The 26,541-nt window shown below is 68.9% G+C and carries 27 protein-coding genes and 1 pseudogene; 20 read left to right on the top strand and 8 right to left on the bottom strand.

All coding sequences use genetic code 11. The features are described 5' to 3' along the window. The 5 genes from infB to H5J31_RS28780 form a co-directional block, all read left to right on the top strand. Nucleotides 1–1,928: translation initiation factor IF-2 (gene infB, locus H5J31_RS28800; RefSeq protein WP_181775797.1), on the top strand; the 1,928-nt coding region annotated here is incomplete at its 5' end. 72 nt (nucleotides 1,929–2,000) lie between these two features. Next, entirely contained in the window at nucleotides 2,001–2,294 is a 294-nt protein-coding gene (locus tag H5J31_RS28795; protein WP_181775796.1) for a DUF503 domain-containing protein, read from the top strand. 29 nt (nucleotides 2,295–2,323) lie between these two features. After that, a complete protein-coding gene (gene rbfA / locus H5J31_RS28790; RefSeq protein ID WP_181775795.1) occupies nucleotides 2,324–2,800 on the top strand; it encodes a 30S ribosome-binding factor RbfA in 477 nt (158 codons plus the stop codon). Next, nucleotides 2,781–3,647: an alpha/beta hydrolase gene (locus tag H5J31_RS28785; protein ID WP_181775794.1), complete on the top strand. Its 867-nt coding sequence runs from the start codon at nucleotides 2,781–2,783 to the stop codon at nucleotides 3,645–3,647. The genes rbfA and H5J31_RS28785 overlap by 20 nt, the downstream gene beginning before the upstream one ends. Before the next feature lie 19 nt (nucleotides 3,648–3,666). Beyond that, nucleotides 3,667–3,921, top strand: a complete 255-nt coding sequence (locus H5J31_RS28780; RefSeq protein ID WP_181775793.1) for a hypothetical protein — start codon at nucleotides 3,667–3,669, stop codon at nucleotides 3,919–3,921. 72 nt (nucleotides 3,922–3,993) lie between these two features. Here H5J31_RS28780 and H5J31_RS28775 read toward each other — a convergent pair whose 3' ends face one another. From H5J31_RS28775 to H5J31_RS28760, 4 genes are all read right to left on the bottom strand, one after another. Then, complete coding sequence (locus H5J31_RS28775; protein ID WP_181775792.1) at nucleotides 3,994–4,941, bottom strand: ABC transporter substrate-binding protein; 948 nt, start codon at nucleotides 4,939–4,941, stop codon at nucleotides 3,994–3,996. Nucleotides 4,942–4,961: 20 nt separating this feature from the next. Further along, complete coding sequence (locus H5J31_RS28770) at nucleotides 4,962–5,729, bottom strand: amino acid ABC transporter ATP-binding protein (protein ID WP_181775791.1); 768 nt, start codon at nucleotides 5,727–5,729, stop codon at nucleotides 4,962–4,964. After that, complete coding sequence (locus tag H5J31_RS28765) at nucleotides 5,726–6,676, bottom strand: amino acid ABC transporter permease (RefSeq protein WP_181775790.1); 951 nt, start codon at nucleotides 6,674–6,676, stop codon at nucleotides 5,726–5,728. The genes H5J31_RS28770 and H5J31_RS28765 overlap by 4 nt, the downstream gene beginning before the upstream one ends. A 224-nt stretch (nucleotides 6,677–6,900) precedes the next feature. Then, nucleotides 6,901–7,944, bottom strand: coding sequence for a TRM11 family SAM-dependent methyltransferase (locus tag H5J31_RS28760; protein WP_181775789.1), 1,044 nt, complete (start codon nucleotides 7,942–7,944; stop codon nucleotides 6,901–6,903). Between the two features lie 25 nt (nucleotides 7,945–7,969). Between H5J31_RS28760 and H5J31_RS28755 the strand changes: the two genes are divergently transcribed. From H5J31_RS28755 to H5J31_RS28695, 13 genes are all read left to right on the top strand, one after another. After that, nucleotides 7,970–8,983 (top strand): DHH family phosphoesterase, encoded by a 1,014-nt coding sequence (locus tag H5J31_RS28755; RefSeq protein ID WP_181775788.1) that lies wholly within the window; start codon nucleotides 7,970–7,972, stop codon nucleotides 8,981–8,983. Further along, nucleotides 8,980–10,161 (top strand): cytochrome P450 family protein, encoded by a 1,182-nt coding sequence (locus H5J31_RS28750; protein ID WP_181775787.1) that lies wholly within the window; start codon nucleotides 8,980–8,982, stop codon nucleotides 10,159–10,161. The genes H5J31_RS28755 and H5J31_RS28750 overlap by 4 nt, the downstream gene beginning before the upstream one ends. Before the next feature lie 9 nt (nucleotides 10,162–10,170). Beyond that, nucleotides 10,171–11,496: an MATE family efflux transporter gene (locus tag H5J31_RS28745; protein ID WP_181775786.1), complete on the top strand. Its 1,326-nt coding sequence runs from the start codon at nucleotides 10,171–10,173 to the stop codon at nucleotides 11,494–11,496. A 207-nt stretch (nucleotides 11,497–11,703) separates the two neighbouring features. After that, nucleotides 11,704–13,014 carry an MFS transporter gene (locus H5J31_RS28740; RefSeq protein WP_181775785.1) on the top strand — a complete coding sequence of 437 codons (1,311 nt, stop codon included), beginning with the start codon at nucleotides 11,704–11,706 and terminating at the stop codon, nucleotides 13,012–13,014. 66 nt (nucleotides 13,015–13,080) lie between these two features. Continuing rightward, complete coding sequence (gene truB, locus H5J31_RS28735; protein ID WP_181775784.1) at nucleotides 13,081–14,004, top strand: tRNA pseudouridine(55) synthase TruB; 924 nt, start codon at nucleotides 13,081–13,083, stop codon at nucleotides 14,002–14,004. A gap of 39 nt (nucleotides 14,005–14,043) precedes the next feature. Continuing rightward, a complete protein-coding gene (locus H5J31_RS28730; RefSeq protein ID WP_181775783.1) occupies nucleotides 14,044–15,006 on the top strand; it encodes a bifunctional riboflavin kinase/FAD synthetase in 963 nt (320 codons plus the stop codon). Nucleotides 15,007–15,119: 113 nt separating this feature from the next. Next, nucleotides 15,120–15,599 (top strand): helix-turn-helix transcriptional regulator, encoded by a 480-nt coding sequence (locus H5J31_RS28725; RefSeq protein WP_181775782.1) that lies wholly within the window; start codon nucleotides 15,120–15,122, stop codon nucleotides 15,597–15,599. Continuing rightward, a complete protein-coding gene (thpR, locus tag H5J31_RS28720; RefSeq protein ID WP_181775781.1) occupies nucleotides 15,599–16,108 on the top strand; it encodes an RNA 2',3'-cyclic phosphodiesterase in 510 nt (169 codons plus the stop codon). The genes H5J31_RS28725 and thpR overlap by 1 nt, the downstream gene beginning before the upstream one ends. Nucleotides 16,109–16,236: 128 nt before the next feature. Beyond that, entirely contained in the window at nucleotides 16,237–16,506 is a 270-nt protein-coding gene (gene rpsO, locus H5J31_RS28715; RefSeq protein ID WP_003084034.1) for a 30S ribosomal protein S15, read from the top strand. Nucleotides 16,507–16,759: 253 nt separating this feature from the next. Continuing rightward, a complete protein-coding gene (locus H5J31_RS28710) occupies nucleotides 16,760–19,024 on the top strand; it encodes a polyribonucleotide nucleotidyltransferase (RefSeq protein ID WP_181775780.1) in 2,265 nt (754 codons plus the stop codon). Between the two features lie 94 nt (nucleotides 19,025–19,118). Next, on the top strand, nucleotides 19,119–20,483 hold the full coding sequence (locus H5J31_RS28705; RefSeq protein WP_181775779.1) for a M16 family metallopeptidase: 1,365 nt from the start codon (nucleotides 19,119–19,121) through the stop codon (nucleotides 20,481–20,483). Next, nucleotides 20,480–21,232, top strand: a complete 753-nt coding sequence (gene dapB / locus H5J31_RS28700) for a 4-hydroxy-tetrahydrodipicolinate reductase (protein WP_181775778.1) — start codon at nucleotides 20,480–20,482, stop codon at nucleotides 21,230–21,232. Before H5J31_RS28705 ends, dapB begins: the two co-directional genes overlap by 4 nt. After that, a complete protein-coding gene (locus H5J31_RS28695; RefSeq protein WP_181775777.1) occupies nucleotides 21,229–21,678 on the top strand; it encodes a tetratricopeptide repeat protein in 450 nt (149 codons plus the stop codon). Before dapB ends, H5J31_RS28695 begins: the two co-directional genes overlap by 4 nt. A gap of 55 nt (nucleotides 21,679–21,733) precedes the next feature. On the opposite strand, the gene H5J31_RS28690 is transcribed toward H5J31_RS28695, so the two are convergent. Beyond that, nucleotides 21,734–22,255 carry a YqaA family protein gene (locus H5J31_RS28690; protein WP_181775776.1) on the bottom strand — a complete coding sequence of 174 codons (522 nt, stop codon included), beginning with the start codon at nucleotides 22,253–22,255 and terminating at the stop codon, nucleotides 21,734–21,736. A 149-nt stretch (nucleotides 22,256–22,404) separates the two neighbouring features. On the opposite strand from H5J31_RS28690, the pseudogene H5J31_RS40465 reads away from it, so the two are divergent. Next, a pseudogene (locus H5J31_RS40465) lies at nucleotides 22,405–22,812 on the top strand (GtrA family protein); the annotation flags it as partial. A 66-nt stretch (nucleotides 22,813–22,878) separates the two neighbouring features. On the opposite strand, the gene H5J31_RS28680 reads toward H5J31_RS40465, so the two are convergent. Continuing rightward, on the bottom strand, nucleotides 22,879–23,439 hold the full coding sequence (locus tag H5J31_RS28680) for a GNAT family N-acetyltransferase (protein WP_236005437.1): 561 nt from the start codon (nucleotides 23,437–23,439) through the stop codon (nucleotides 22,879–22,881). Nucleotides 23,440–23,551: 112 nt separating this feature from the next. On the opposite strand from H5J31_RS28680, the gene H5J31_RS28675 reads away from it, so the two are divergent. Next, entirely contained in the window at nucleotides 23,552–24,772 is a 1,221-nt protein-coding gene (locus H5J31_RS28675) for a winged helix-turn-helix domain-containing protein (RefSeq protein ID WP_181775774.1), read from the top strand. Nucleotides 24,773–24,970: 198 nt separating this feature from the next. Here H5J31_RS28675 and H5J31_RS28670 read toward each other — a convergent pair whose 3' ends face one another. Continuing rightward, nucleotides 24,971–25,879, bottom strand: a complete 909-nt coding sequence (locus tag H5J31_RS28670; protein ID WP_181775773.1) for a DUF4097 family beta strand repeat-containing protein — start codon at nucleotides 25,877–25,879, stop codon at nucleotides 24,971–24,973. Between the two features lie 10 nt (nucleotides 25,880–25,889). Then, nucleotides 25,890–26,414, bottom strand: coding sequence for a toxin-antitoxin system HicB family antitoxin (locus H5J31_RS28665; protein ID WP_181775772.1), 525 nt, complete (start codon nucleotides 26,412–26,414; stop codon nucleotides 25,890–25,892). Between the last annotated feature and the right edge of the window lie 127 nt (nucleotides 26,415–26,541).

Raw genomic sequence — 26,541 nt, 5'->3', positions numbered from 1 at the left:
GCGGTACCGCGGGTGCCTTCGGGCGTCCCGGTGGCCCCTCGCGCAAGGGACGCAAGTCGAAGCGTCAGAAGCGCCAGGAGTACATGGACAACATGCAGGCGCCCAGCGTCGGCGGCGTCCGTCTGCCCAAGGGGCAGGGCGAGACGATCCGTCTGCCGCGTGGTGCCTCGCTGACCGACTTCGCCGAGAAGATCGACGCCAACCCGGCTTCGCTGGTGCAGGTGCTCTTCCACCTCGGCGAGATGGTCACGGCGACGCAGTCGGTGTCCGACGACATCCTGGAACTGCTCGGCGGCGAAATGAACTACAACGTTCAGGTCGTCAGTCCCGAGGAAGAGGACCGGGAGCTCCTGGAGACCTTCGACATCACCTACGGCGAAGACGCGGGTGAAGAAGAAGACCTGCAGGTCCGTCCGCCGGTCGTGACCATCATGGGTCACGTCGACCACGGTAAGACCCGACTGCTCGACACGATCCGCAAGACGAAGGTGCGCGAAGGTGAAGCCGGTGGCATCACCCAGCACATCGGCGCCTACCAGATCGAGACCGAGCTCGAAGGCAACCCGCGTCTCATCACCTTCATCGACACCCCCGGTCACGAGGCGTTCACCGCCATGCGTGCCCGTGGTGCGAACTCGACCGACATCGCGGTGATCGTGGTGGCGGCCGACGACGGTGTGATGCCGCAGACGGTCGAGGCGATCAACCACGCGCAGGCCGCCAAGGCCCCGATCGTGGTCGCGATCAACAAGATCGACAAGGAAGGCGCCAACCCGGACAAGATCCGGCAGCAGCTGACCGAGTACGGCCTGGTCGCCGAGGAGTACGGCGGCGACACGATGTTCGTCGAGATCTCCGCGCGGCAGAACATCAACATCGATGGCCTGCTCGAAGCGATCCTGCTGACCGCCGACGCCGCGCTGGACCTCCGGGCCAACCCGGCCATGGAGGCACAGGGTGTCGCGATCGAGGCGCACCTGGACCGCGGTCGCGGTCCGGTCGCCACGGTGCTGGTGCAGCGAGGCACGCTCCGTGTCGGTGACTCGGTCGTGGCGGGTGACGCCTACGGCCGCGTCCGCCGGATGGTCGACGAGCACAACGTCGACGTCACCGAGGCGCTGCCCTCGCGTCCCGTCCAGGTCATCGGGTTCACCTCGGTGCCGGGTGCGGGCGACACCTTCCTGGTGGTCGACGAGGACCGCGTCGCCCGGCAGATCGCCGAGCGCCGCTCCGCCCGGACGCGCAACGCCCTCAACGCGTCGCGTCGCAAGCGGGTCAGCCTCGAGGACCTCGACTCCGCCTTGAAGGAGACGAACAGCCTCAACCTGATCATCAAGGGTGACAACTCCGGTACCGTCGAGGCCCTCGAAGCCTCGCTGGTGCAGCTCGACGTCGGCGACGACGTCGAACTCAACGTGGTCCACCGCGGTGTCGGTGGCGTCACCGAGTCCGATATCGACCTCGCGACCGCGTCCGACGCGATCGTCCTGGGCTTCAACGTCCGTGCACAGGGCAAGGCGACCGAGCGGGCCACCCGCGAAGGCGTCGACGTCCGGTACTACACGGTCATCTACCAGGCGATCGAGGAGATCGAGCAGGCTCTGAAGGGCATGCTCAAGCCGGAGTACGAAGAGGTGGAGCTCGGCAAGGCCGAGATCCGCGACGTCTTCAAGTCGTCGAAGATCGGCACGATCGCCGGTTGCCTCGTCATCTCGGGCGAGATCCGCCGGAACGCGCGGGCCCGTCTGCTCCGCGACGCGACCGTCATCGCCGAGAACCTGCCGATCAGCTCGCTGCGGCGGTTCAAGGACGACGTGGTCGAGGTTCGCGACGGGTACGAGTGTGGTCTGACGCTGGGGTCGTACAGCGACCTCAAGGTCGGCGACGTCATCGAGACCTACGAGCAGCGCGAAAAGCCGCGTGCGTAAGTGACACGGCGGCGCTCCCTCGCTCTGGGCGGGGGAGCGCCGCTTCACCTTCTACACAACCCAGAACCCCACATGTTCGTAGGAGCTTTAGAGCTCGACATCCTGCTGGGCGACGTTCACTCGCTCAAGCAGAAGCGATCCGTGATCAAGCCGGTGCTGGCCGAGGTACGCAGGCGTTTCGACGTCTCCGTCGCCGAAGCGGGTCACCAGGATCTGCACCGGCGGGCACTGGTCGGTGTGGCCGTGGTCGCCGCGAGTGGCGAGCACATTCGTGACGTGCTCGACTCGTGTGAGCGTTTCGTGGCGGGCAGGCCGGAGTTCGAACTGCTTTCCGCGCACCGCCGGCTGCTCGGTCCGGATGACTGACAGAAGACTTTTCGAGGAGACGAAACCCCATGGCCGACCCCGCTCGGGCTCGTAAGCTCGCCAAGCGGATCTCGCAGATCGTCGCCCACGCGATCGAGCACGACATCAAGGATCCGCGGCTCAACTACGTGACCATCACCGACACGAAGATCACCGCGGACCTTCACGACGCGACGGTCTACTACACGGTGCTGGGCGAGAACCTCGAGTCCACGCCCGACCACGCGGGTGCCGCGGCGGCGCTGGAGTCCGCGCGTGGCGTCCTGCGCACGAAGGTCGGGCAGGGCACGGGAGTTCGCTACACGCCGACGCTGGCCTTCGTGGCCGACAGCATTCCCGAGGACGCGAAGAGGATCGAAGATCTCCTCGCGAAGGCCCGGGAAGCCGACGCGGAGGTCGCCCGGCGGGCGACCGGAGCGCAGCACGCCGGTGAACCCGACCCGTACAAGGCGCCGCGGGAAGAGGCCGATGACGATGAGTTCGCCGATGAGGAGACCCGGAGCTGAGGGAGTGGGCCACGCCGTGAGCCGGCGTGGCCTGCTGCTCGGAGCCGCGGCGCTCGGGGGAACGGCGCTGCTGGCGGGTTGCGGGGCCGAGAAGAAACCCATCTTGGGACCACCGCCGGTGGCCCCGCCGACCAGCCCGACCCCGTTGACCGAGGCCGTCACCGTGCAGCAGATGCGGTCGGCGGCCAGGAACAAGAACGTCAACCTCGTCATCATCGCGCCCGAAGGCGTGTCGAAGGTCGGGATGCCGGTCTGCGTCGCGCTCCACGGACGCGGCGCGGACGCCCGGACGTTCCTGGACCTCGACCTGCAGAAGGCACTCGACCAGGTCGTCGCCGCCGGGCTGCCCGGGTTCGCGGTGGCCGCCGTCGACGGTGACAACTACTGGGTGGACGTCGGCAAGGGCGACGACCCGCAGCGGATGCTGTCCGACGAACTGCCCGGCTGGCTCGCGCAACGCGAGCTGCAGCCGCCGTCGGCGATGTTCGGGATCTCGATGGGCGGCTTCGGCGCCCTGCGCTACGCCCGCGACCACAAGGAGCTGAAGGCCGTCGCCGTCGCGAGCGCGGCCCTGTTCCTCAGCTGGCCCGATGCCAAGTCCCGCAAGGTGTTCGCCGACCGCGCGCAGTGGGAATCGCATGAGCCGCTGCTGCACACCGACGACATCGACCCCGCCTCGACCGGCGTGTGGTGCGGCAACTCGGACCCCTTCGTCCGCGCCGACCGCAAACTCGTCAAGGCACTCGACCCCGCCGTCGCGAAGCTGACCCCCGGCGAGCACAACGACGACTACTGGCGCGAGATCCTTCCCGAAGTCGTGAAGTTCGTGGGGGAACGCATCGCCTGATCGGGGTCATCCTGGAGACATGAGCATCCAGGAACAGGCCCAGCAGGTGGACGCGCTCGCCGACCAGGTCCCCACCGGCGTCGCGCTCGCGACCAAGGCCGAACTCGAGGCGATCCAGAACCAGGTGGTGGCGTTACTGGGGCACACCGCCACCTCCGACACCCTCCAGGGCGCCATCCAGAACGCCGTCGGACTGATCGACGATCTGACGGCGGCCCTGGAGAACGTCAAGATCCAGCTGCGCGAGGTGGCCCAGCACCACCTCGCCGGCTGACCCCTGCCGATTCCTCCGCGTTCAGTCCTCTGGATGCGGTAGTCGGTGATGCCGACTACCGCATCCAGAGGACTACTTGCGCGGGAGGCCCTGCGGGTTGATCCGCGAAGCCTCCACGGCCTCGTTCCCCAGGTTCCAGCGTTCGAGCACCTCGCCGTACTGGCCGTTGGCGAGCACGCTCTGAATGGCCTGGCGCAGCGGTTCGGCGAGGCCGTTGCCCTTCTTGGTCATCGCGGCGATGTCGGCCGGGATCTGCCCGCCGCCGGAGACGGTGCCGACGATCTTGGTCTGCCCGTCGACGGCGACGTGGTACGAGGCCGTCGGATTGGGGCCGGCGTAGGCGTCGATCCGGCCGGACTGCAGGGCGAGGTAGTAGTCGGTGGTGTTCTGGAAGTACTGGAACTCCACCGGTTTCAGGCCCGCGGCCTTGTTCTGCTCGTCCCAGCGGACCAGGATCTGCTCCTGGTTCGTGCCCGAGCCCACACCCACCTTGAGCCCGGCGATGTCCTTGGGCTCCTTCACGGTGAGGTCGCGGTTCTTCTTGACCTCGAAGGCGATGGTGTCCTTGCGGTAGGTGGCGAAGTCGTACTTGTCCTTGCGTTCCTCGGTCACCGTGATGTTGGAGAACCCGGCCGCGTACTGGCCGGTCTCCACGGAGAGGAAGAGGTTCTCCCAGGACGTCGCCTGGAGGTCGAGTTCCAGGCCCAGCACGTCCGCGACCAGTTGCGCGATGTCGGTCTCGACGCCGATCACCGTCTTGTCGTCGTCGGCGCGGAACGACAGCGGGGGAGTGCCGTTGCCGGTGGTGCCGACGGTCAGTTTCCCGGTGTCGCGCACCGCTTTCGGCACGAGGTTCGCGACGGCGTCGACCTTCTGCGCGCGGATCCGGTTCTGCTGCGCGGTGATGTTGATCCCCTCGGTGCCGGGCTGGGGTGCGGCGGGGGCCGCGGCCTCGGTCGTCCCGCACGCGGCCAATGCGGCCGTGGACAGGAGCAGGATCGGGTACAAGAGCTTTCTCACGGTGGTACTCCCGGTCTTTCTCAAAGGACTTTTTCGAGGAATGCCTTGGTACGAGGGTGTTCCGGCGCGTCGAGGATCCGCGCGGGAGGGCCTTGTTCGACGACGCGGCCGGCGTCCATGAACATCACGGTGTCGGCCACTTCCCTGGCGAAGCCGATCTCGTGGGTGACGACGATCATGGTGGTGCCGTCGCGGGCGAGCTTCTTGATCACGTCGAGCACTTCGCCGACCAGTTCCGGGTCGAGCGCGGACGTCGGTTCGTCGAACAGCAGGACTTCCGGGCGGACCGCGAGCGCGCGGGCGATCGCGACCCGTTGCTGCTGTCCGCCGGACAGTTGCCGCGGATAGGTGTCCGCCTTGTCGTCGAGCCCGACCAGCGTGAGCAGTTCGCGTGCGTGGTCCGTCGCCTCGGCGCGGGAGCGGCGCTGCGCCGAAATCGGTGCCTCGATGACGTTTTCCAGCGCGGTGAGGTGCCCGAACAGGTTGAAGTTCTGGAACACGAACCCGATCCGCGTGCGCTGTTTGAGGATTTCGCGTTCGCGCAGTTCGTACAGCCGGTCACCCGAGCGCCGATATCCCATCAGTTCGCCGCCGACGCTGATGAAGCCGCGGTCGGCGCGGTCGAGGTGGTTGATCAGCCGGAGCAGGGTGGACTTGCCGGAGCCGGACGGGCCCAGCACCACGGTCACCTCGCCCGTCCGGACCTGGAGGTCGACCCCGTCGAGCACGGTCAGCGTGCCGAACGCCTTGTGCACGCCCCGGACGTCCACCTTGAAGTCGTCGCTCACCGGGCCACCGCCTTCAGTTTCGCCAGGCCGGCTCGGGCCTTCTGCAGGGGTGTGGGTGGGACGGTGCGCAACGCGCCCTTGGCGTAATGCCGCTCGACGTAGAACTGCGCCACCGAAAGGAGCGTGGTCAGCAGCAGGTACCAGGCGGTGGCCACCAGCAGCAGCGGGATCACGCGGCCGTTGCGGCTGTAGATCACCTGGACCTGGTAGAAGAGTTCCGGTAGCGCCATCACGTACACCTGCGAGGTGTTCTTGACCATGCCGATGATCTCGTTCGCCGCGTTGGGCACGATCGAGCGCATCGCCTGGGGTAGCACGATCCTGCGGAACTGCCGGGCGGCGGGGATGCCCAGCGCGGCGGCCGCCTCCCGCTGTCCCTGGTCGACCGAGAGGAACCCGGCCCGCACGATCTCCCCGGAGTAGGCGGCCTGGTGCAGGCCCAGTCCGAGCCCGGCCGCGAGGAACGGCGGGATCAGGCTCATCGTGTCCACCGAGACGAACGACGGGCCGAACGGTATCCCGAACGAAAGCTGATTGTAGAGAATGGCGAGGTTGTACCAGAAAAGCAGCTGGAGAATGAGCGGTACCGACCGGAAGATCCAGGTATAGGTCCAGCTGACCGAACGCAGGAGCGGATTCCGGGAAATGCGCATGAGCGCGAGAACCGTGCCCAGTACGAATCCCGCGACCACGCCGAAAACCGTCAATTCCACCGTCAGGACAACGGAGGAGAGAACGGCGTCGGCGAACACGTAATCGGCGACGACCGACCATTCCCAGGCCTGGTTGGTCACCAGCGCGTGCCCGGCCATGGCCACCAGGACGGCGACGACGGCCGCGGCCAGCCAGGTCAACGGCCGCCGGGCGGGCACGATCTTCAAGCGCTCTTCCGGCCGGGCCGGTGCCGGTGGTGGCGGCGCCGGAGGCGCGTCGAGATCACTCGTCATAAGACACCTGTCTCACGGGAAATGGGCAGCACGAATCGGCCGGAAGCGGGAAGGTCGAAAAGGAAATGTCATCGACGCGGCATTGATCGCCGCTTTCCTTCTCGTCGGACCGACTTTAGGAAGGCTTGCCCGTTCCGGTCAACGAAGCCGGTGCCGGTTCCAGATGGTGGAAACACGGCCGCCGCAAGTAGAGGACTACTTGCGGCGGCCGGGGACGGAGTGGGTCAGGCGGGTTTGGCGGCGACGATCAGGTCACGCACGATCGCCTGGTCGACCCGGTGCGAGAACTCGGCGAACGGGCCGTCCTCGCGGACCTCCAGTCCGGCCTTGTCCAGGATCGCGGCGAGTTCCGAACGCGGCGCGACGTTCGTGTTCCACGAGATGCCGAGCGCGCCGCCGGGGCGCAGCACCCGCGTCCACACCGGGACGGCGGCCGCGAGCAGGTCGCTCGGGCTGCGGGCGAGCGACGCGTCCTGAGTGCGGTGGCTGCCGTGCTGCACGCCGTAGGGGGCGTCGGTGACGATGAGGTCGACCGAGTTCGGCCGCAGCATCTCGTCCGTGGTGAGCGTGTCGCAGTTGAGGTAGCTGAGCTTGCGGACCTCGCCCGCCTTGTACCGCTCCTTGGTGATCCCGAACCCGATGTCGAGCCGCCTGCCGAACCGGACCTTGTTGCGCCGCACCTGACCGGATTCGGCTGTGTGCTTGATCCGCTTCTGCTTCAGCCAGGTCTTGATGAACAGCTCGTAGGAGTCGAAGTCCTTGCCGTCGACGTCGAGGCCGGTCGCGTCGAAGCCGTACATCATCGCCTGGTTCAGCGTGGTCCCGCGGCCGCACAGCGGGTCCAGCAGATGCAGCGGCCCGTCCAGCAGCGCCGTCGGGTTCGCGGTCGAAAGCAGGGTGACGTTGACGAGGAGTTTGGTGAACAGCTCGTTCGTCTTGCCGGGATACTTCTGGATGGTCAGCAGATCCGAGTCGAAATTCGCCAGCGGGCTGATCGTGACCGGCTTCAGGACGCCGTCGCCGACCTCGAACAGCGCGTAGAGCGCGGAAAGGTTCGAAAGGAGCGCGAGATCGCGTTCGCTCAGCGGCGCGGGCGTGGTGAAGGTGATGTAGCCGACGCCGCCGAATTCCGTCTCGCCGATCTCGGAGATCACGGTCTCCAGCGCGGACAGGCCGAACACCGCCAGCTCCGCGCGCAGCAGGGCCGGGGTGGAGTCGGTGTAGACCCGGTTGGCGGACGGGTAGACCAGGATCGCGTACTCGGACATCCCGTAGAGCGTAGCTTGACTCATTGTGACGACGACTTTGGCGCAGGACCTCAAGGACGCCGCCGCCCTGCTGGCGCGCGCGAACGACGTGACACTGCTCGGCCACGTCCGTCCGGACGCGGACGCGCTCGGCAGCGCGCTGGCGCTCGGCCGGGCCCTCCACCTGAGAGGCGGCGTCAAGGTCCGCGTCTCGGTCGGTGAGCCCGAGGAGATGCCCGAAACCCTGCGGAGCCTGGACGTCGGCGGGCTCTACGTCCCCGCGAGCGAGCTTCCGGAGTCAGAACAGCTGCTGGTCGCGCTCGACACGCCCACGCCGGGCAGGCTCGGGAAACTCGCGTCGCGTGTGGACGCGGTCCGCGCGGCCGGCGGTGACGTGCTGGTGATCGACCACCACGCGTCCAATGTCTTCTACGGCACCGAACACGTCGTCGACGACACCGCCGAGGCCACCGCCGTCCTGGTCTTCGCGTTGCTGAAGGAACTCGGCACCGAGCTCGACGAGCCGATCGCGCGCTGCCTGTACGCGGGCCTCGTGACCGACACGAGCGGTTTCCGCCGGGCCCGGCCGTCCACGCACCTGATGGCCGCGAAGCTGCTCGAAGCCGGTGTCGACCCGGACAAGGTGGTCCGCGAGATCGTCGACGATCACCCGTTCGCCTGGCTGCCGATGCTCTCGGAGGTGCTTTCGGATGCCCGGCTCGAACCGGAGGAGGCACAGGGCTTCGGGCTCGCGTACGCCGTCGTGACCCTCGATGCGGCGCGAACCGTGCGTTCCGAAGAGGTGGAGTCGGTCGTCGACGTCGTCCGGTCCACTCGCGAGGCCGGGGTCGCGGTCGTGCTGAAGGAGGCCGAGCCGACGGGGCCGCGGCGGCGGTGGCAGGTCTCGCTTCGATCGAAGGGCGGCGTCGACGTCTCGGCCGCGGCCGGTGAACTGGGCGGCGGCGGACATCGTCAGGCCGCCGGGTGCACCGCGGAGGGCGGTCCGGAAGAGGTGCTCGACCAGCTGAAGACGGCACTGCGGCGGGCCCCGCTGCTGTGATCCGGTTCGACGAGGAGTTCCTGAAGGATCCCGCGTCGGCCTACGCCCGCCTGCGCGCCGAAGGGCCGGTGCACCGCGCCGAGACCCCTGACGGCGCCCAGGTCTGGCTGGTCACGGGGTACGACGACGTCCGCGCGCTGCTGGGGGATCCCCGGCTGTCACTGGACAAGGCCACTTCGAGCGGCGGCTACCGAGGGCTGTCGCTGCCGCCGGCGCTGGACAAGAACCTGCTGAACATGGACGCGCCCGAGCACACACGGCTGCGGAAGGTGCTCGGCAAGGCGTTCACCCGCGGGCAGGTCGAGCGGCTCCGGCCGCGGGTCGCCGAGATCGCGGGGGAGCTACTGGACGGGCTGTCCTCCCGAGCCGATCTCATCGCCGAGTACGCGGCGCCCTTGCCGATCGCGGTGATCTGCGAACTGCTGGGCGTCCCGGCCGCCGACGCGTCCGGGTTCCGCGGCTGGACCGACCGGATCCTGCTGCCCGCGAGCCCGGAAGACGCCAAGGAAGCCCTCGTGGCGATGTACGGCTTCCTCACCGGGCTGATCGCGGCCAAACGCGCGGAACCCGGCGAGGATCTGCTCGGCACGTTGGTGACGCTCGACGAACTCACCGAGGACGAACTGCTCAGCGCGGCCTTCCTGTTGCTGTTCGCGGGATACGAGAACGTGGTGCACCAGATCGGGAACGGTGTCGCCGCGTTGCTCGCCCGGCCGGACCAGCTGGCCGCGGTCCTCGCCGATCCGGCCCTTCTGCCGTCCACTGTGGACGAACTGCTCCGGTTCGAACCGCCGGGACCACTGGCGATCCGGCGGTTCCCGCTGGAGGACGTCGAGATCGGCGGGGTGACCATTCCGGCGGGGGACACGGTCATGCTGGCCGTCGCTTCGGCTCATCGCGACGGCTCACGCTTCCCCGATCCGGACGTGCTCGACGTCCACCGCACGGAGAACCCGCATGTCGGATTCGGGCACGGACCGCACTTCTGCCTCGGCGCGCCGCTGGCCCGGCTGGAGCTCGAAACCGGTCTGGGGATGCTGCTGAAGCGATTCCCGGGGATGCGGCTCGCGGTGGCGCCGGAGGAGCTGCGGTGGCGGCCGTCGTTCCGGACGCGAGGGCTCGCCGAGCTGCCGGTAATCGTCTTCCCGCCGGATGGGACTGTCGTACCGGACCCTTAGTCTGCACGGGTGCCTGAAGCTTCTGACATCGACGAACGCGTCCCGCCGAAACGCGTACTCGGACTCGCCGTGCCCGCGCTCGGCGTACTCGCGGCCGAACCGCTGTACGTCCTGGTGGACACGGCCGTCGTCGGGCATCTCGGCGCGCTCCCGCTGGCCGGGCTCGCCGTCGGTGGTGTCGTGCTGTCGCAGGTTTCGAGCCAGCTGACGTTCCTCTCCTACGGCACCACGTCGAGGACGGCGCGGCTGCACGGCGCCGGACGTCGTCCCGAGGCCGTCCGCGAAGGCGTCCAGGCGACCTGGCTGGCGGTGTTCGTCGGTCTCGTCGTGATCGTCGCCGGGCAGCTGCTGGCCGGGCCGATCGCGCGCGTGCTCTCCGGGGACGACGCGATCACCGACGCCGCCGTCTCGTGGCTGCGGATCGCGCTGTTCGGGACGCCGTTCATCCTGATCACGATGGCGGGCAACGGCTGGATGCGCGGCGTCCAGGATTCCGCGAAACCGTTGCGCTATGTCTTGGCGGGCAACGGGATCTCGGCCGTCCTGTGCCCCTTGCTGGTGTACGGCGCGGACTGGGGGCTGGAAGGTTCGGCGATCGCGAACGTCGTCGCGCAGGTGATCTCGGCGTCGCTGTTCATCGCGGCCCTGGTCCGCGAGCGGGTGCCGCTGCGGCCCGAGCCGAAGGTGATGCGCGCCCAGCTCGGCCTCGGCCGCGACCTGGTCCTGCGCAGCCTCGCCTTCCAGGCCTGCTTCGTCTCCGCCGCCGCTGTCGCCGCCCGGACGTCCACCGAGGCCGTCGGCGCTCACCAGGTCGTGCTGCAGCTCTGGACGTTCCTCGCCCTCGTACTGGACTCGCTGGCGATCGCCGCGCAGTCGCTCGTGGGGGCGGCGCTCGGCGCCGGTGCGAGCAAACGGGCGAGGGGTGTTTCCAGTCAGATCACCTGGTACGGCCTGGCTTTCGGCTGCTTCCTCGGGGTCGTGTTCGCGTCACTGGCCGGCGTCCTGCCTCAGGTGTTCACGTCGGACGCCGGCGTACTCGGCGAGATCCCGCACGCGTGGTGGTTCTTCGTCGCGCTGCAACCGATCGCCGGGGTGGTGTTCGCGCTGGACGGTGTCCTGCTCGGCGCGGGCGACGCGGCGTTCCTGCGCAACGCGACGCTCTTCAGCGCGGCGCTGGGCTTCCTGCCGCTGATCTGGCTGTCGCTCGCGTTCGGCTGGGGACTGGCCGGGATCTGGACCGGGCTCTCGCTGTTCATGCTGCTCCGGCTGGTGACCCTGCTGGTGCGCTGGCGCTCGGGCCGCTGGGCCGTCGAGGGCGCCGTCCGGACGGCCTGACCCTCCCGCATTCAGTCCTCTGAATGCGGTACTTGCGCGTGCAACCACCGCATTCAGAGGACTGAATGCGGGAGTGGGCGGAGCGAGCTGTGGCGAATACCACCTGGGTAACGGGTATGTTTCGCCGTTGCTTAGGAGCTACAACTATATGAGGCGGCAGTGCGGGCGTCTCGTCTCGCCCGACTACCTTTCCGAGGAGGAATCACTGTGACAGGCCGAGCCACACGCCGGTCCTGGTTCATCTGGTTCGCCGCCGTCACCGTCTACCTGCTCGCCGTCTTCCACCGCACGTCGTTCGGCGTCGCCGGGCTGCAGGCCGCCGAACGCTTCGGCGTCGGCGCGGCCGCGCTCGGCACGTTCACCGTCCTGCAGGTCGGCGTCTACGCCGCGATGCAGATCCCCACCGGCGTCCTCGTCGACCGCTACGGCCCGCGCCGCGTGCTCACCGGCGCCGTGTTCATCCTCGGTCTCGGCCAGATCCTGCTCGCGGTCGCCGACTCGTACCCGCTCGGCCTGCTCGCCCGCGCCGTCCTCGGCTTCGGTGACGCGCTGACCTTCGTGAGCGTCCTGCGGTTGATCGCCGCGCATTTCCCGGGCCGCCAGTACGCCCTGCTCACCGCGCTGACCGCGGCCATCGGATACGTCGGCAACCTCGCCGCGACCCTGCCGCTCAGCCTGCTGCTCGACGGCCCCGGCTGGACCCCGACGTTCCTCGCCGTCGGCCTGGTGACCGCGCTGTACACCGCCGTCGTCGTGCTCCGGGTCGAGGACACGCCGCGCGGCGAACCGGTGCCACCGCGCGAAAAGGTGCATCCGAAGGTGCTGGGCCGCCAGGTGACCGAAGCGTGGCGGACACCGGGGACCCGGCTGGGATTCTGGGTCCACTTCAGCACGATGTTCGCGCCCAACGTGCTCACCATGCTGTGGGGTGTGCCGTTCCTGGTGCAGGGACAGGGTTTCCCGAAGGCGACCGCGAGTTCGCTGCTGATCGTGTTCGTGTTCGGCTCGATGATCGGCGGACCGTTCATCGGCAGCCTGATCGGACGCCGCCCGTCGCTGCGGATGCCGCTGGTCGGCGGGTACATCGGCGGTGCCGCGGTGATCTGGGCGGTCCTGCTGGGCTGGCCGGGGTCGATCCCGATCGCGGTCCTGGTCCCCGCGTTCGCGTTCCTCTCGCTCGGCGGACCCGCGTCGATGATCGGCTTCGCGCTGGCACGGGACTACAACCCGCTCTCGCGCGTCGGCACCGCGACCGGTGTCGTGAACGTCGGCGGTTTCGTGGCGACCACGATCTCGGCGCTGGCCGTCGGCGTGCTGCTGGAATGGACCGGCGGGACGTTCCGGGTGGCGCTGCTCGCCGTCGTCGCGGTGCTCGCGCTGGGCACCTTCCGGATGCTCGTGTGGTGGCGCCGGACCCGCGCGGAACTGTTCGCGGCGGAGGCGCGCGGCGAGGAACTCCCGGTGCAGATCCGGCGCCGGCGGTGGGACGCCGAAGCGCCGCTGCCCGTCTCGTCCTAGCCGACCCACGGCGTACTGGAGGGACGGCAAGCGTGTCCAGCGGGACGGCTGGATAGGGTTCGGCGCGTGTCGCGCTCCGATCAAGCCCCCGCCAAGAAACGTCCCGCCCCGCCGCCCGGTCTCGTCATCGTCGACAAGCCGTCCGGGATGACCTCCCACGACGTCGTCGCCAGGGCGAGGCGCTTCATGGGCACCCGCAAGGTCGGGCACGCCGGCACCCTCGACCCGATGGCCACCGGTGTCCTGGTGCTCGGCATCGAACGCGCGACGAAACTCCTCGGCCACCTCGCCCTGGACCGCAAGACCTACCTCGCGACCCTCTCCTTGGGACTGTCGACGACGACCGACGACGCCGAGGGCGAGCCGATCGCCGAAGCCGCCCCGGAGGCCGTCGAGAAGATCACCGACGAGGAGATCGCCGCCGGGATCGCCGCGCTGACCGGTGACATCCAGCAGGTGCCGAGCGCGGTCAGCGCGGTCAAGATCGACGGCAAACGCGCGTACGCCCGCGTCCGCGCCGGCGAAGAGGTCGTGATCCCGCCGCGTCCGGTCACCGTGCACCGCTTCGACCTGCTCGCCACCCGCCGCGAGGCCGGCCGGATCGAACTCGACGCCGTCGTCGAGTGTTCGTCCGGGACGTACGTGCGGGCGCTGGCCCGCGACCTCGGCGCCGGACTGGGCGTCGGCGGGCATCTGCTCGCGTTGCGGCGCACCACGGTCGGGCCGTTCACCCTGGCCAAGGCCCGTACGCTCGACCAGCTCGAAGACAAGCCGGAACTGTCGCTCGACCTCGACGCCGCCGTCGCCGCGGCCTTCCCGCGCCGGGACCTGGACGCCCGCACGGCGCAGGCGGTCCGATATGGACAGAGGGTGCCTTCGGCCGGGATCGTGGGGACATACGGGATGTTCGGACCGGACGGCCGGGTGCTCGCGCTCGCCGCGGACGAAGGGGAACTGGCCCGCTCGGTGGTCGTACTGCTGCCCGCCTAGGGTGGTGTCCGGAGCAGGCCTGGAGGAGACGGGGCACAAGTGCAGCGTTGGCGTGGTTTGGGTGACCTTCCCGGGAGCTGGGGACGGTGCGTGGTGACGATCGGCGTCTTCGACGGCGTCCACCGCGGACATCAGGAGCTCATCTCGAGGACGGTCCGCGCCGCCGCCGAACGCGGCGTGCCGAGTGTGGTGCTGACCTTCGACCCGCATCCGTCGGAGGTGATCCGGCCGGGCAGCCATCCCGCGCAGCTGACCACGTTGCGCCGCAAGGCGGAACTGGTCGAGGGCCTGGGCGTGGACGTGTTCTGCGTGCTGCCGTTCACGGTGGAGCTGTCCCGGCTGACCGCGCACGAGTTCGTGCACGAGGTGCTGGTGGACAAACTGCACGCGGCCGCGGTGATCGTGGGGGAGAACTTCACCTTCGGCGCCAAGGCCGCCGGCGACGTCGGTCTGCTGCGGACGCTGGGGAAGCGCTTCGGGTTCGTGGCGCACGGCGCGGAACTGCAGGGACTGCTCGCCCAGGAACAGACCGAGAACGAGATCACCTTCTCCTCGACCTACGTGCGCTCGTGCATCGACGCCGGGGACGTCGTCGCGGCGTCGGAGGCGCTCGGCAGGCCGCATCGGCTGGAGGGCATCGTCGTCCGGGGCGACGGCCGGGGGCACGATCTCGGCTACCCGACGGCGAACCTGTCGACGCCGCGCTTCGCCGCCGTGCCGGCCGACGGTGTCTACGGCGCTTGGTTCACCCGTTCGTCGGATCCTGGCCGCCGGCTTCGCGCCGCTGTTTCGGTCGGTACCAACCCGACCTTCTCGGGGCGGGAGCGGACCGTCGAGGCCTTCGTCCTCGACATCGACGAAGACTTCTACGGTCAGCACGTGTCCATCGATTTCGTCGCCAAGCTGCGGGATCAGGTCCGGTTCCCGACGTCGGAAGGTCTGGTGAAGCAGATCGACGACGACGTCGTCCGGACCAGGGAACTACTCGACGGGCAGAACTGACCGGACCGGCCGGGTCCGGGGGACAATCGACAAACACGCCCGTCACGGTGCGCCCGGTGGCAAGATGTCACGGACCGCACGTGGGGATCGATGGGGTTAGGGGAGCGGGCCAGGTGGAGGACCACAAGATCGTCCAGCGGAACATCGCGCTGCAGAGGGAGTGGTACGGGGAGCCGCTCGGCGATCGCGTACGGAGACTGGTCGTCGCCTTCGACATCTCCCAGGCCTTCCTCGCCGAGGTCCTCGGCATCAGCGCGCCGATGCTCAGCCAGGTGATGAGCGGGCGCCGCGCGAAGATCGGCAACCCGGTCGTGCTCGCCAAGATGATCATGCTGGAACGCAAGGTGCTGGTCCCGGCGGTCGCCGCGGGCGACCGGAAGGCCATGCAGGAGGCCCTGGAAGACGTCCGCGATTCGCGGCCGACGGTGGGCCGGGACAGCATCCCGGTCGGCGCCGTCGCCGACGACCAGGGTGTGCTCGTCGCACTGCGGGACATCGGCGAGGACGAAGACCTCACCGAAGCCGCGAAGCTGCTCGACGACGACTTCCCGTCCCTCGCGGATCTGCTGCGCCGGGCGGCCAAACACAGCTGATGAACCTCTTCAGTGCCCTGGTCCCGCCCGACGACGTCCTGGACGAGGTCGCCGCCGCGCTCGGCACGCCCGAGAACGGAGACCTCCGCTGGTCGGCTCGGGAGCACTGGCACATCACCCTCGGTTTCTACGGCGAAGGCGACCCTGAAGAACGGAACGCCTGGCTCGCCGGACGGCTGGCCGGGGCGTCCGCGATCGACGTCTCGCTGGAAAAGGCCGCGACATTCCCCGGGGTGCTGTGGTTGAGTGTCACCGGAACCGGGCTCCACGAGCTGGCCACGCAGGCCGGCGCGGGGAACGAAGGCAGGCCGTACGTGGCCCACCTGACACTGGCCCGCTTCCCCCGCGACCGGCCCGGAGCCGCGAGCGCGTGGGAGGAGCGGCTGGCCGGGTTCACCAGCAGAACTTGGACGGCCACCGAAGCCGTTCTGATCCGCAGTGACCGTGAGCAGGACGAAGTGAGTTACCGGGTGATCAGCTCGTACGAGCTGCGGCACGCCCGCGCCTGAAGCCGCTGATCACGAGGCTGGTAACCTCGATGGTCGGGTCCGGCTGCAGTCCGTGGCGGCCGTGACCGTCTCACCCGGCGTGAAGCATCGTCCGGGCCGCACGGCACAGAATATCTAGGAGCACCACTGTGGCTTTGTCCACCGAAGAGAAGAAGTCGATCCTTGCCGAGTACGGCGTGCACGACTCGGACACCGGATCCCCCGAGGCCCAGGTCGCGCTGCTGACCAAGCGCATCGTCGGCCTCACCGAGCACCTCAAGGCTCACAAGCACGACCACCACTCCCGTCGCGGGCTCCTGCTGCTGGTCGGCCGCCGCCGCCGGCTGCTGAACTACGTGATGAAGGTGGACATCGAGCGATACCGTGCGCTGATCCAGCGTCTCGGCCTCCGCCGATAGCTTGAACCCGAGGGGGAGTGACCACATCGGTCGCTCCCCCTCGGTCTAAGAAGAAAGAAGCTCTGTCCTTTCGAAGAGCGAGGCGCGAGCGCGCACGAGGAACCGTCCGCCGGTCCTCGGTAGTGGTTCCCGGGTAACGGCCCGGGGGCTTCGATCGAAGACCGGCCTCACTCCTCGAGCGTCCGCAGGCGAAACAGGTCCCAGGATGGGAGACTCGCGCCGTTACAGAGGATCAAAAGAGGAGATACACCCTATGACCGACTCCACCGGAGTCACCGTGCACGAAACCGAAGCCGTGATCGACAACGGCCGTTTCGGCACCCGCACCGTCCGCTTCGAGACCGGCCGCCTGGCCCGTCAGGCCGCCGGCGCCGTCGTCGCGTACCTCGACGAAGAGACCATGCTGCTGTCGGCGACCACCGCGTCGAAGCACCCGAAGGACCACTTCGACTTCTTCCCGCTGACCGTGGACGTCGAGGAGCGGATGTACGCCGCCGGACGTATCCCGGGCGCCTTCTTCCGTCGCGAGGGTCGCCCCTCGACCGACGCGATCCTGACCTGCCGCCTGATCGACCGGCCGCTGCGCCCGTCGTTCGCCGACGGTCTCCGCAACGAGATCCAGGTCGTCATCACCGTCCAGAGCCTCAACCCGGACGACCCGTACGACGTGCTCGCGATCAACGCGGCTTCGGCCTCGACCCAGATCGCCGGCCTGCCGTTCTCCGGTCCGGTCGGCGGCGTCCGCGTCGCGCTGATCGAGGGCCAGTGGGTCGCGTTCCCGACCTGGAAGCAGCTCGAGGACGCCACCTTCAACATGGTGGTCGCCGGCCGCATCGTGGGCGACGACGTCGCGATCATGATGGTCGAGGCCGAAGGCACCGAGCGCACGCTCGACCTGATCGCCGAGGGTGGCAAGGCGCCGGACGAGATCGCCGTCGCCGAGGGCCTCGAGGCCTCGAAGCCGTTCATCAAGGTGCTGTGCGAGGCCCAGCAGCAGCTGGCCGACCTCGCCGCCAAGCCGACCGGTGAGTTCCCGGTCTTCCTCGCCTACGAGCAGGACGCGTTCGACGCCGTCGCCGCCATCGCGACCGACGACCTCGCAAACGCCCTGACCATCGCCGGCAAGCAGGACCGCGACAACGCGACCGACCAGGTCAAGGCCGCCGTGCTGGAGAAGATCGGCCTGGGCGAGGGCGAAGCCTTCGAAGGCCGTGACAAGGAGATCGGCGCGGCGTTCAAGGCCCTGTCGAAGAAGATCATGCGCAAGCGCGTCCTCACGGACAAGATCCGCATGGACGGCCGCGGCCTGACCGACATCCGCTCGCTCGCCGCCGAGGTCGCCGTGATCCCGCGGGCGCACGGTTCCGCGCTGTTCGAGCGCGGTGAGACCCAGATCCTGGGCGTCACCACGCTGAACATGCTCCGCATGGAGCAGCAGATCGACTCGCTCTCCCCGGAGACGCACAAGCGGTACCTGCACCACTACAACTTCCCGCCGTTCTCCACCGGCGAGACCGGCCGCGTCGGTTCCCCCAAGCGGCGCGAGATCGGCCACGGCATGCTCGCCGAGCGCGCCCTGGTCCCGGTGCTGCCGAAGCGTGACGAGTTCCCGTACGCGATCCGCCAGGTCTCCGAGGCGCTGGGCTCCAACGGCTCCACCTCGATGGGCTCGGTCTGTGCTTCGACCATGGGTCTGCTGAACGCGGGTGTCCCGCTGAAGGCGCCGGTCGCCGGCATCGCCATGGGCCTCATCTCCGACGAGGTCGACGGTGAGACCCGCTACGTCGCGCTGACCGACATCCTCGGTGCCGAGGACGCCATGGGCGACATGGACTTCAAGGTCGCCGGTACCAAGGACATCATCACCGCGCTGCAGCTGGACACGAAGCTCGACGGCATCCCGTCGGAGGTGCTCGCCGCCGCGCTGAAGCAGGCGAAGGACGCTCGCCTCACCATCCTGGAGGTCATCGCCGAGGCGATCGACGGCCCGGACGAGATGAGCCCCTACTCGCCGCGCGTCACCAGCGTGAAGATCCCGGTGGACAAGATCGGCGAGGTCATCGGCCCGAAGGGCAAGATGATCAACTCGATCACCGAGCAGACCGGTGCCGACATCTCCATCGAGGACGACGGCACGATCTACGTGGGCGCGGCCGACGGCCCGTCGGCGGAGGCGGCGATCGACCTGATCAACGCCATCGCCAACCCGCAGCTGCCCAAGGTCGGCGAGCGCTTCCTCGGCACCGTGGTGAAGACGGCCGCGTTCGGCGCGTTCGTCTCGCTGCTGCCGGGCAAGGACGGCCTGGTGCACATCTCGAAGCTGGGCAACGGCAAGCGGATCGCCAAGGTCGAGGACGTGGTCAACGTGGGCGACAAGCTCCGCGTCGAGATCGCCGACATCGACAACCGCGGCAAGATCAGCCTGATCGTGGTGCAGGAAGAGGACGCAGCAGACTCGAAGGACGCCAAGGCCGCCGAAGGCGACAAGGCCGAGGCTCCGAAGGCCGACGCCCAGTAGTCCTGGCTGTACCGATGTGAACCGTCATGAAAGGGTCGTTCAGGACATTTTTCGTCCTGAACGACCCTTTCATGACATGTGAGTAAGGGATCCGTTGGCACGTCAGATCTCCGGGCACGAACAGCCCGTCGGCAGCACCCGCACGCTGGAGTCCACTTCGGACGGTGCGGTGGTCAAGCGCAGTGTGCTCGCCGGAGGGCTCCGGGTCATCACCGAGCATGTGCCCGCGTCCCGGTCGGTGACGGTCGGTCTGTGGGTCGGTGTCGGATCGCGGGACGAACCGTCGTCGGTCGAAGGCGCCGCGCACTACCTCGAACACCTGCTGTTCAAGGGCACCACGAACCGTGACGCCACCCAGATCGCCGAGGAGATCGACGCGGTCGGCGGGGAGTTCAACGCGTTCACCGCGAAGGAGCACACCTGCTACTACGCGCAGGTGCTCGACGAGGATCTGCCGCTGGCGATGGACCTCGTCACCGACGTCGTGTTCGAGGCCCTGTGCACGGACTCCGACGTCGAGACCGAGCGCAGTGTCGTGCTCGAAGAGATCTCGATGCGCGACGACGATCCCGAAGACCTGCTGCACGAGACGTTCGTCGGCGCGATCCTGGGCGATCACGCGCTGGGGCGTCCGGTACTCGGCAGCGAGAAGTCCATCGTGGAGATGTCCGCGTCGGCGCTGCGCGGGTTCTACCGGCGCCGCTACACGCTGCCGCGGATGGTGCTCGCCGTGGCCGGGAACATCGAGCACGGCCAGGTGCTTCGCCTGGTGCGCAAGGCTTTGCGGAACCGGCTGACCGGTACGGCGACGCCGGTGCCGCCGCGGGGCGGGCGGGCGCGGATCGCGATGGCGCCGAAACTCGCCCTGCACACCGACGACACCGAGCAGGCGCACGTGATGCTCGGCCTGCGTTCGCTGTCGCGGCACGACGACCGCCGGTTCGCGCAGTCGGTGCTCAACGCCGCGCTCGGCGGCGGCATGAGTTCGCGTCTGTTCCAGGAAGTCCGCGAGAAGCGCGGGCTGGCGTACCAGGTGTACTCGTCCGTCGCGAGCTACGCCGACGCCGGGCACATGGCCGTCTACGCCGGCTGTCAGCCCGAGAAGCTCGGCGAGGTCTCCGGCGTGATCCGCGAGGTGCTCGAAATCGTCGGCAAGGACGGGCTGAGCGAAGCCGAGGTCGCGCGCGCGAAGGGGCAACTGCGGGGAGGGCTCGTACTCGGACTGGAGGACACCTCGTCGCGGATGTCGCGCATCGGCAAGAACGAACTGAACTACGGCCGGTACCTCGGCGTCGACGACACGGTGGCGCGGATCGACGCGGTCACCACCGAAGAGGTCTGTGCGCTCGCTCGCACTCTGCTGCGCCGCCCTGGTGGCGTGACGGCGGCGGCGGTGGTCGGGCCGTACGCTCACGCCGACGACCTTCCGGACGATCTGCACGAGGTGATCGCATCATGACCGAGTCCGCTGGAATCCGCGTCGGCGTGCTGGGCGCACGCGGCCGGATGGGCCAGGAAGTCGTGGACGCCGTCAACGGCGCCGACGACATGGACCTCGTCGCCGCGCTCGACGCCGGAGACGACTTCGCGGCGCTCAAGCAGGCACAGGTCGTCGTCGACTTCACCCATCCCGACGCGGTGATGGACAACCTGGAGTTCCTGACCGGCAACGGGATCCACGCCGTCGTCGGCACCACCGGGTTCAGCGACGACAGGCTGGCGAAGCTGCGTACCTGGCTCGCTGCCGACCCGTCGGTCGGCGTGCTCATCGCGCCGAACTTCGCCCTCGGCGCGGTGCTCGCGATGCGGTTCGCCCAGCAGGCGGCGCGGTTCTACAACTCGGCCGAGGTCATCGAACTGCACCACAACCGCAAGGCCGACGCGCCCTCCGGGACGGCCGCGCACACCGCGCGCCTGATCGGCGAGGCCCGCGCGGAGGCCGGTCTCGAACCGGGCGGCGACGCGACGACGTCCGAACTGGACGGTGCCCGCGGCGCGCTCGTCGAGAACGTCCGCGTGCACTCGGTCCGGCTGCCCGGTTTGGTGGCGCACGAGGAGATCCTGTTCGGCGGAGAGGGCGAGACCCTGACCATCCGGCACGATTCGCTGCACCGCACGTCGTTCATGCCGGGGGTGCTGCTCGGCGTGCGTTCGGTGCTCACGCGGCCCGGCCTGACGGTCGGTCTCGAGAACATCCTCGACCTGTGAGGGCCCGCAATCTCGCGCTGGTGATGACGGCGGCGCTCGCCGTCTACGTCGTCCTGCTGGCCGGCCGGGGCATCGCGCTGCTGGGCAGTGGCGAGACCGTGCCGGTGATCTTCGGCATCGGCGTCCTGCTGCTGCCGCTGCTCGGGATCTGGATCATCGCCACCACCTGGCGTTCCGGTGTCCAGATCCAGCGGCTTTCGCGGCGCCTCGACGAGGAAGGCGGCCTGCCCGACGTCTCCGACCTGCCCCGTCGTCCTTCGGGCCGGGTGGACCGCGACGCCGCGGACGCCTGGTTCGACGAGCGCCGGGCCGAGGTCGAGGCGGATCAGGAGAACTGGCGCGTCTGGTACCGGCTCGCCTACGCGTACGAGATCGCGGGAGACCGGAAGCGGGCCCGGGAGACCATGCGCCGCGCCGTGGAACTCGAAGCGACCTCCCGCAACTAGAGGACTACTTGCGGGAGACCCCAGGACCGCAACTAGAGGACTAAACGCGGGTGGTTCAGAAGTGGAACCAGCCGGCGAACAGGGCCGGTGAGGCGGCCAGCAGGCTGAACCGCAGCCAGCGGCCGATGAACCCGGTGGCCAGGAAACTCGCCAGCGGCATGTTCACCAGCCCGGCGAGGACGCTCGTGGCCATGTACGGCGGCAGGCCGACGACCGAACTCACCCCGTAGGTGCCCGCCATCCAGTGGGGATGCCGGTGACAGCGTTCGCGAAGCGCGTCGAGCCGGGCCCGCATCTTCTTGGTGCGCGCCCGCCACCGCTCGCGGCGCGGGGTGGGCGGCCGCTCGCGGTGCAGGCGGTCGTGCAGCGGCTTCGGCAGCTTGATCTTGCCGCGCGCGGCGAGGTAGTAGAGCGTCTTCCCGCCCACCTGACCTGCGGCGACGACGGCGCCGAGCAGGAGCCACGGCAGTGTCGGCTCGCTCGCGCAGAGGCCGATGAGGAACATCTCGACACTGACGATGGGGAGAATCGCGGAGCCGAAGGCGACCCCGAACGACAGGAGCAACCAGCCCACCATCGTTGCCTCCCCGTTATCTTCGTCTTCTCAAAGCTATCAGCTGAAATGCTGGACGCACTGGGGCAAGCCCCCGTTCCCCGGCTCCGGCCCGCCCCAGAAGATCACCTGCTGGTCGGCTCGCGTCCACCTGCCGCTGCCATGCTGGGCTCGTGGCCGACGTGCACGACGCGGTCCGCGCCAAGGGTTTCGCGGATCGCTTCGCCGACTTCTGCGCGGCCGTGGTCCGGCGCCTCCCCTTCGGGCTTTCCCGGCTGGTGGCGCCGAGTTTCCTCGGTTTCGCGCTCATCAACGGGTTCACCTTCGGGGTCGACCTGATCCTCCTGACGCTGCTCCGCGGCTGGCTCGGCCTGCCGGTGTGGCTGGCGATCACGCTCGCGTACGGGGTCGCGTTCGGGCTGAGCTTCGTGCTGAACCGCAGCATGAACTTCCGCTCGCACGCGCCTGTCGGCAGGCAGGCGGTGCTTTACGTCATCGCGATCGTCGTCAACTACGTGGCCTTTTTGCTCGGCGTCGGCGCGGGACTCGCCGCGCTGGGCGTCGACTACCGCCTGTCCCGGCTCATCGCCGGGGCGTGCGAAGGCGTCTTCATGTACTCGGTGATGCGGTGGGTCGTGTTCGCGAAGTCAGGGAGTGAGCTCGAGGGCGAGGGTGCCGGTGAGCCGGACTTCGCGCACGTTCGTGCTTCCGGTGTCGAGGATGCGGACGGTTCCGTCGGGGGACCAGCCCGCTCGGCGGAAGAAGCCCAGTGACGCGTGATCGGTCTGGGCGACCCAGCTGATCCCGCGGGTGGCGCCGTCCTCACGCAGCCACGCGGACGCGTTCGCGAGCAGCCGCCCGGCGTGCCCGCGCCGTCCCCAGCGCGGCTCGACCAGCAGCGACGCGATGAGCGCCGTCGTCGAGGCGTCTTCCGGCAGCGATCCGTCGGCCGCGGCGACCTCGCTCTCCGGAGCTCGGCCGGCGACGCAGAAGCCGACGGTGAATTCGCCTTCGGTGGCCACGAAGACGCGCGTAGCCGGGAACTCGATCGTCTCGGCCCAGGTCTTTTCGAGCTCTACGACGTCGAGCTCGGCGACAGCCGCTTCGCCGAGCAGCTCCGTGTAGGCGCTACGCCAGGTATCGCGTTGGATGCGGGCGATCTCAGGGGCGTCGGACACGACTGCGGGGCGGACTTCGGCGGCGGCCATGCGGGAAAACCTACAGCGGGGCGAAGCTCCATCCGTTGAGGGTGGGGTGGGAGGAAGGTGGAGCCAGTGGGACCGCCGGAAACTGTCGGTGGCGGATGGCACCATGCGAACGATGAGCACTACGACCATCAGCGGACCGGTCGCGCGCCGGATCGCCCTGGCCGCACAAGGGTTCGCCGACGCGCGGCCGAGCGGAACGGCGACCAGACGGCATCTGCAGCGTGTGTTGTCGCGGATCCAGTTGCTGCAGCTGGATTCGGTGAACGTCGCGGTCCGCGCGCACTACATGCCGCTGTTCTCCCGGCTGGGCGCGTACGAGCCCACCCTGGTGGACGACGCGGCCTGGTCCCATTCCGCGCGCAAACCCAGGATGCTGGTCGAATCCTGGGCGCACGAGGCGAGTCTGCTGCCGGTGGAGGACTGGCCGCTGCTGCGGTCCGGGGCGAAGCGGATGGGCTGGTGGACCAACTACGCCAAGGTGCTGGAACAGACGCCCGAGCTGGTGGACGACATCCTCGCCGTCGTCAAGGAAAAGGGACCGATCGGCGCCGGCGGTATTGAGCGGGCGCTGGAAAGCGATTCGTCCCGCTATAAACCGGGCTCGTGGTGGGAGCGCTCGGAGGTCAAGAAGGCCTGCGAGTGGTTGTTCGGCATGGGGCAGCTGACCACCGGCACCCGGCGCTCGTTCGAGCGGCTGTACGACCTGACCGAACGCGTGGTCCCGCCCGAGATCCTGGCTCGCCGGGTGAGCCCGGAGGAGGGCGCCCGCGAACTGATCACCCGCGCGGCCGTCGCGCTGGGCATCGGGACCGAACCGGACCTGCGGGACTACTACCGGCTCGGCCCCGACGTGAGCAAGCGGGCCGTCGCCGAACTCGTCGACGCGGGCGTGCTGGAACCGGTGATCGTGGACGGCTGGCCCGCCCCGGCGTACCGGCACTTCGCGGCGAAGGCGCCGCGTTCGGTCACCGGCCGCGCGCTGCTGTCGCCGTTCGACCCGCTGATCTGGGAACGCGCCCGCACCGAGCGCATCTTCGACTTCTTCTACCGCATCGAGATCTACGTCCCCGAGCCGAAACGGATCTACGGCTACTACGTCTTCCCGTTCCTGCTGGACGGCGAACTCGTCGGTCGTGTGGACCTCAAATGCGATCGGGCGGCCGGGGTGCTTCGCGTTCAGGGTGCCTTCGCCGAGCCCGGGGTGGACGTCGCGCGGGTCGCGAACGAGCTCGCCGGGGAACTGCGGCTGATGGCGGAATGGCAAGGACTGGCCGGGGTCGTGGTGGGGGAGCGGGGCGATCTCGCTCCCGTGCTCGCGCGACTGGTGCGCTGAGCTCTCACGCGCCGGTTCCTCAGGAGGTCTTCGCTACTTTCCGACCTGGGGTGGCAGGGGTCGTGAGTGGCGATTCGGGTTCTAACCCGAATCGCCACTCACGACCACCCGATCCCCTGAAGTGAGCAAGGGACCTTTGCTCTCGCGCCCGTGGAAGGCGAGAGCAAAGGTCCCTTGATCCCCCTGCAGTCCGCGGCCTCACTGGGCCGCGCTGGTCACCACCGCGTTGCCGGTCCCGGTCCGTGCCCGCACCTTCAGCGAGACCTCGGAAGGGGCGCTTTCCACGACATCCAGCTCGGACGATACGGAACCCGTCGTCGACGAAAGGTCGATCTCGGCGGCGACACCGCCGCGGATCCCGACCCGGACCTCGCCCGAACCGGTGGTCAGTTCCAGCGACCCGGAGGCGGCGTCCGCCACCGAGAGGTCGCCGCTGCCGGTGCGGGCCAGGACCTCGCCCGCGACGGCGCCGAGCCAGACGTCGCCGGTACCGGTCGCGACCGTGGCCGAACCGCTCACCGAGGACGCTTCGACATGGCCGCTGCCGGTGCGCAGTTGCAGACCGGACAGGGTCGGGCCGAGTTTGATGTCGCCGGTGCCGGTGCGGACGATCGCGGAACCGTCGGCCCGTTCGAGGCCGACCTTGCCGGCGCCGGTCAGGATGTCGGCCCGTCCCGCGGAACCGGTCACCGTGACGTCGGCCGCTCCGGCGCGCACCTCCAGGTGCGATCCGGCGGGCGCCCGGACGGTCACGCCGAGCGGGACGTTCTTCAGCTGCCAGGCCTTCGGCGCCTGGACGACCAGGCGGTTGCCGACCTTCTCGATCCGCGTCTGCGTGACGGCGTCGTCCACCGACGTCCCCTGCGTGCCACCGAGCTGGTCGCCGAAGCGTTCCCCGACCCAGCTGAGCAGGCTCGTCATCCCGTCGACCCAGGGTTGCTGCTCGCCACCGTCGCGGCGGACCTCGGCGCGGATGCCGGGTTCGCCGGACAGTTCGATGGTCACCCGGCCGATGGCCAGGTTCACGTCGATCTCGATCGGGCCGTCGGCTTCGAACTCTTCGACGCGTACGGCCTCTTCACCCGTGGGGGTGTTTTCCTCGGTCATTTCCGTCCCCTCAGCCCTGGACCCAGCCGTGCAGGTGGGAACCGGCACCGCCGTCCGGCTTCTGCTTGTGCTGCCAGTGCTCGCCGCCGCTCTTGCCCAGCGCGCCCTGGACGGCCTGCGAAACGAACGTGTTCAGCGAAACGCCCTGGGACGCGGCCGCGGCTTCGGCCTGGCCCTTGACCTGCTCGAACAGGCGCAGCGTGATCCTGGTGATGTCGCCCGTGTCGATCTTGGGGCCGCGCGGGGCCTCCCGCGGCGCCTCCTGACGCGGCGCGGACTGTTCGGCGCGCTCCCCGGAACCGGTGACGACGACGCGCACGTCGCGGCCGTCGAGCCGGACGTCGACGACGTGCCCGGGCAGCGCCGAAGTCACTTCGGCGGCCAGGTCGGCGAGGGCGTTCATGATGGTCAGCCGGGCGGCGGGCTCCAGCGCCGACGACAGCAGCGCGGCAGCGCGCCGCGTCTGCTCGTCGCCGGCCGAAGCCGTGTTCGCGAGGTCCTCGCGAAGGCTTGTGATGTACGGCGTCAGATCCATGACACCACTATGACGTCATAAGTGATGTCAGTCAAGGAGGCCATGACGTCACCGTGATGTCGCCGGGGTGTCAGAGTCGCCTGCGGTTACGCTGCCTGGAGTCGTGGAGCAGGGGTCGAAAGGGAGT

The sequence above is a fragment of the Amycolatopsis pittospori genome, assembly GCF_013870525.1.
In the GTDB taxonomy this organism is placed as follows: domain Bacteria; phylum Actinomycetota; class Actinomycetes; order Mycobacteriales; family Pseudonocardiaceae; genus Amycolatopsis; species Amycolatopsis pittospori.
Note: the sequence above shows the minus strand (reverse complement) of the source record. Positions and strands in the feature narration are given on the sequence as shown.

Bases quoted from the DNA above. Each gene is read 5' to 3' on its own strand.
- rbfA (WP_181775795.1), top strand. From the start codon at position 2,324: ATGGCCGACCCCGCTCGGGCTCGTAAGCTCGCCAAGCGGATCTCGCAG.
- H5J31_RS28670 (WP_181775773.1), bottom strand. From the start codon at position 25,879: ATGACCGAGGAAAACACCCCCACGGGTGAAGAGGCCGTACGCGTCGAA.
- H5J31_RS28710 (WP_181775780.1), top strand. From the start codon at position 16,760: ATGACCGACTCCACCGGAGTCACCGTGCACGAAACCGAAGCCGTGATC.
- H5J31_RS28675 (WP_181775774.1), top strand. From the start codon at position 23,552: ATGAGCACTACGACCATCAGCGGACCGGTCGCGCGCCGGATCGCCCTG.
- H5J31_RS28665 (WP_181775772.1), bottom strand. From the start codon at position 26,414: ATGGATCTGACGCCGTACATCACAAGCCTTCGCGAGGACCTCGCGAAC.
- H5J31_RS28690 (WP_181775776.1), bottom strand. From the start codon at position 22,255: ATGGTGGGCTGGTTGCTCCTGTCGTTCGGGGTCGCCTTCGGCTCCGCG.
- thpR (WP_181775781.1), top strand. From the start codon at position 15,599: ATGAACCTCTTCAGTGCCCTGGTCCCGCCCGACGACGTCCTGGACGAG.
- H5J31_RS28765 (WP_181775790.1), bottom strand. From the start codon at position 6,676: ATGACGAGTGATCTCGACGCGCCTCCGGCGCCGCCACCACCGGCACCG.
- dapB (WP_181775778.1), top strand. From the start codon at position 20,480: ATGACCGAGTCCGCTGGAATCCGCGTCGGCGTGCTGGGCGCACGCGGC.
- H5J31_RS28785 (WP_181775794.1), top strand. From the start codon at position 2,781: ATGAGGAGACCCGGAGCTGAGGGAGTGGGCCACGCCGTGAGCCGGCGT.
- H5J31_RS28780 (WP_181775793.1), top strand. From the start codon at position 3,667: ATGAGCATCCAGGAACAGGCCCAGCAGGTGGACGCGCTCGCCGACCAG.
- H5J31_RS28680 (WP_236005437.1), bottom strand. From the start codon at position 23,439: ATGGCCGCCGCCGAAGTCCGCCCCGCAGTCGTGTCCGACGCCCCTGAG.
- H5J31_RS28795 (WP_181775796.1), top strand. From the start codon at position 2,001: ATGTTCGTAGGAGCTTTAGAGCTCGACATCCTGCTGGGCGACGTTCAC.
- H5J31_RS28760 (WP_181775789.1), bottom strand. From the start codon at position 7,944: ATGTCCGAGTACGCGATCCTGGTCTACCCGTCCGCCAACCGGGTCTAC.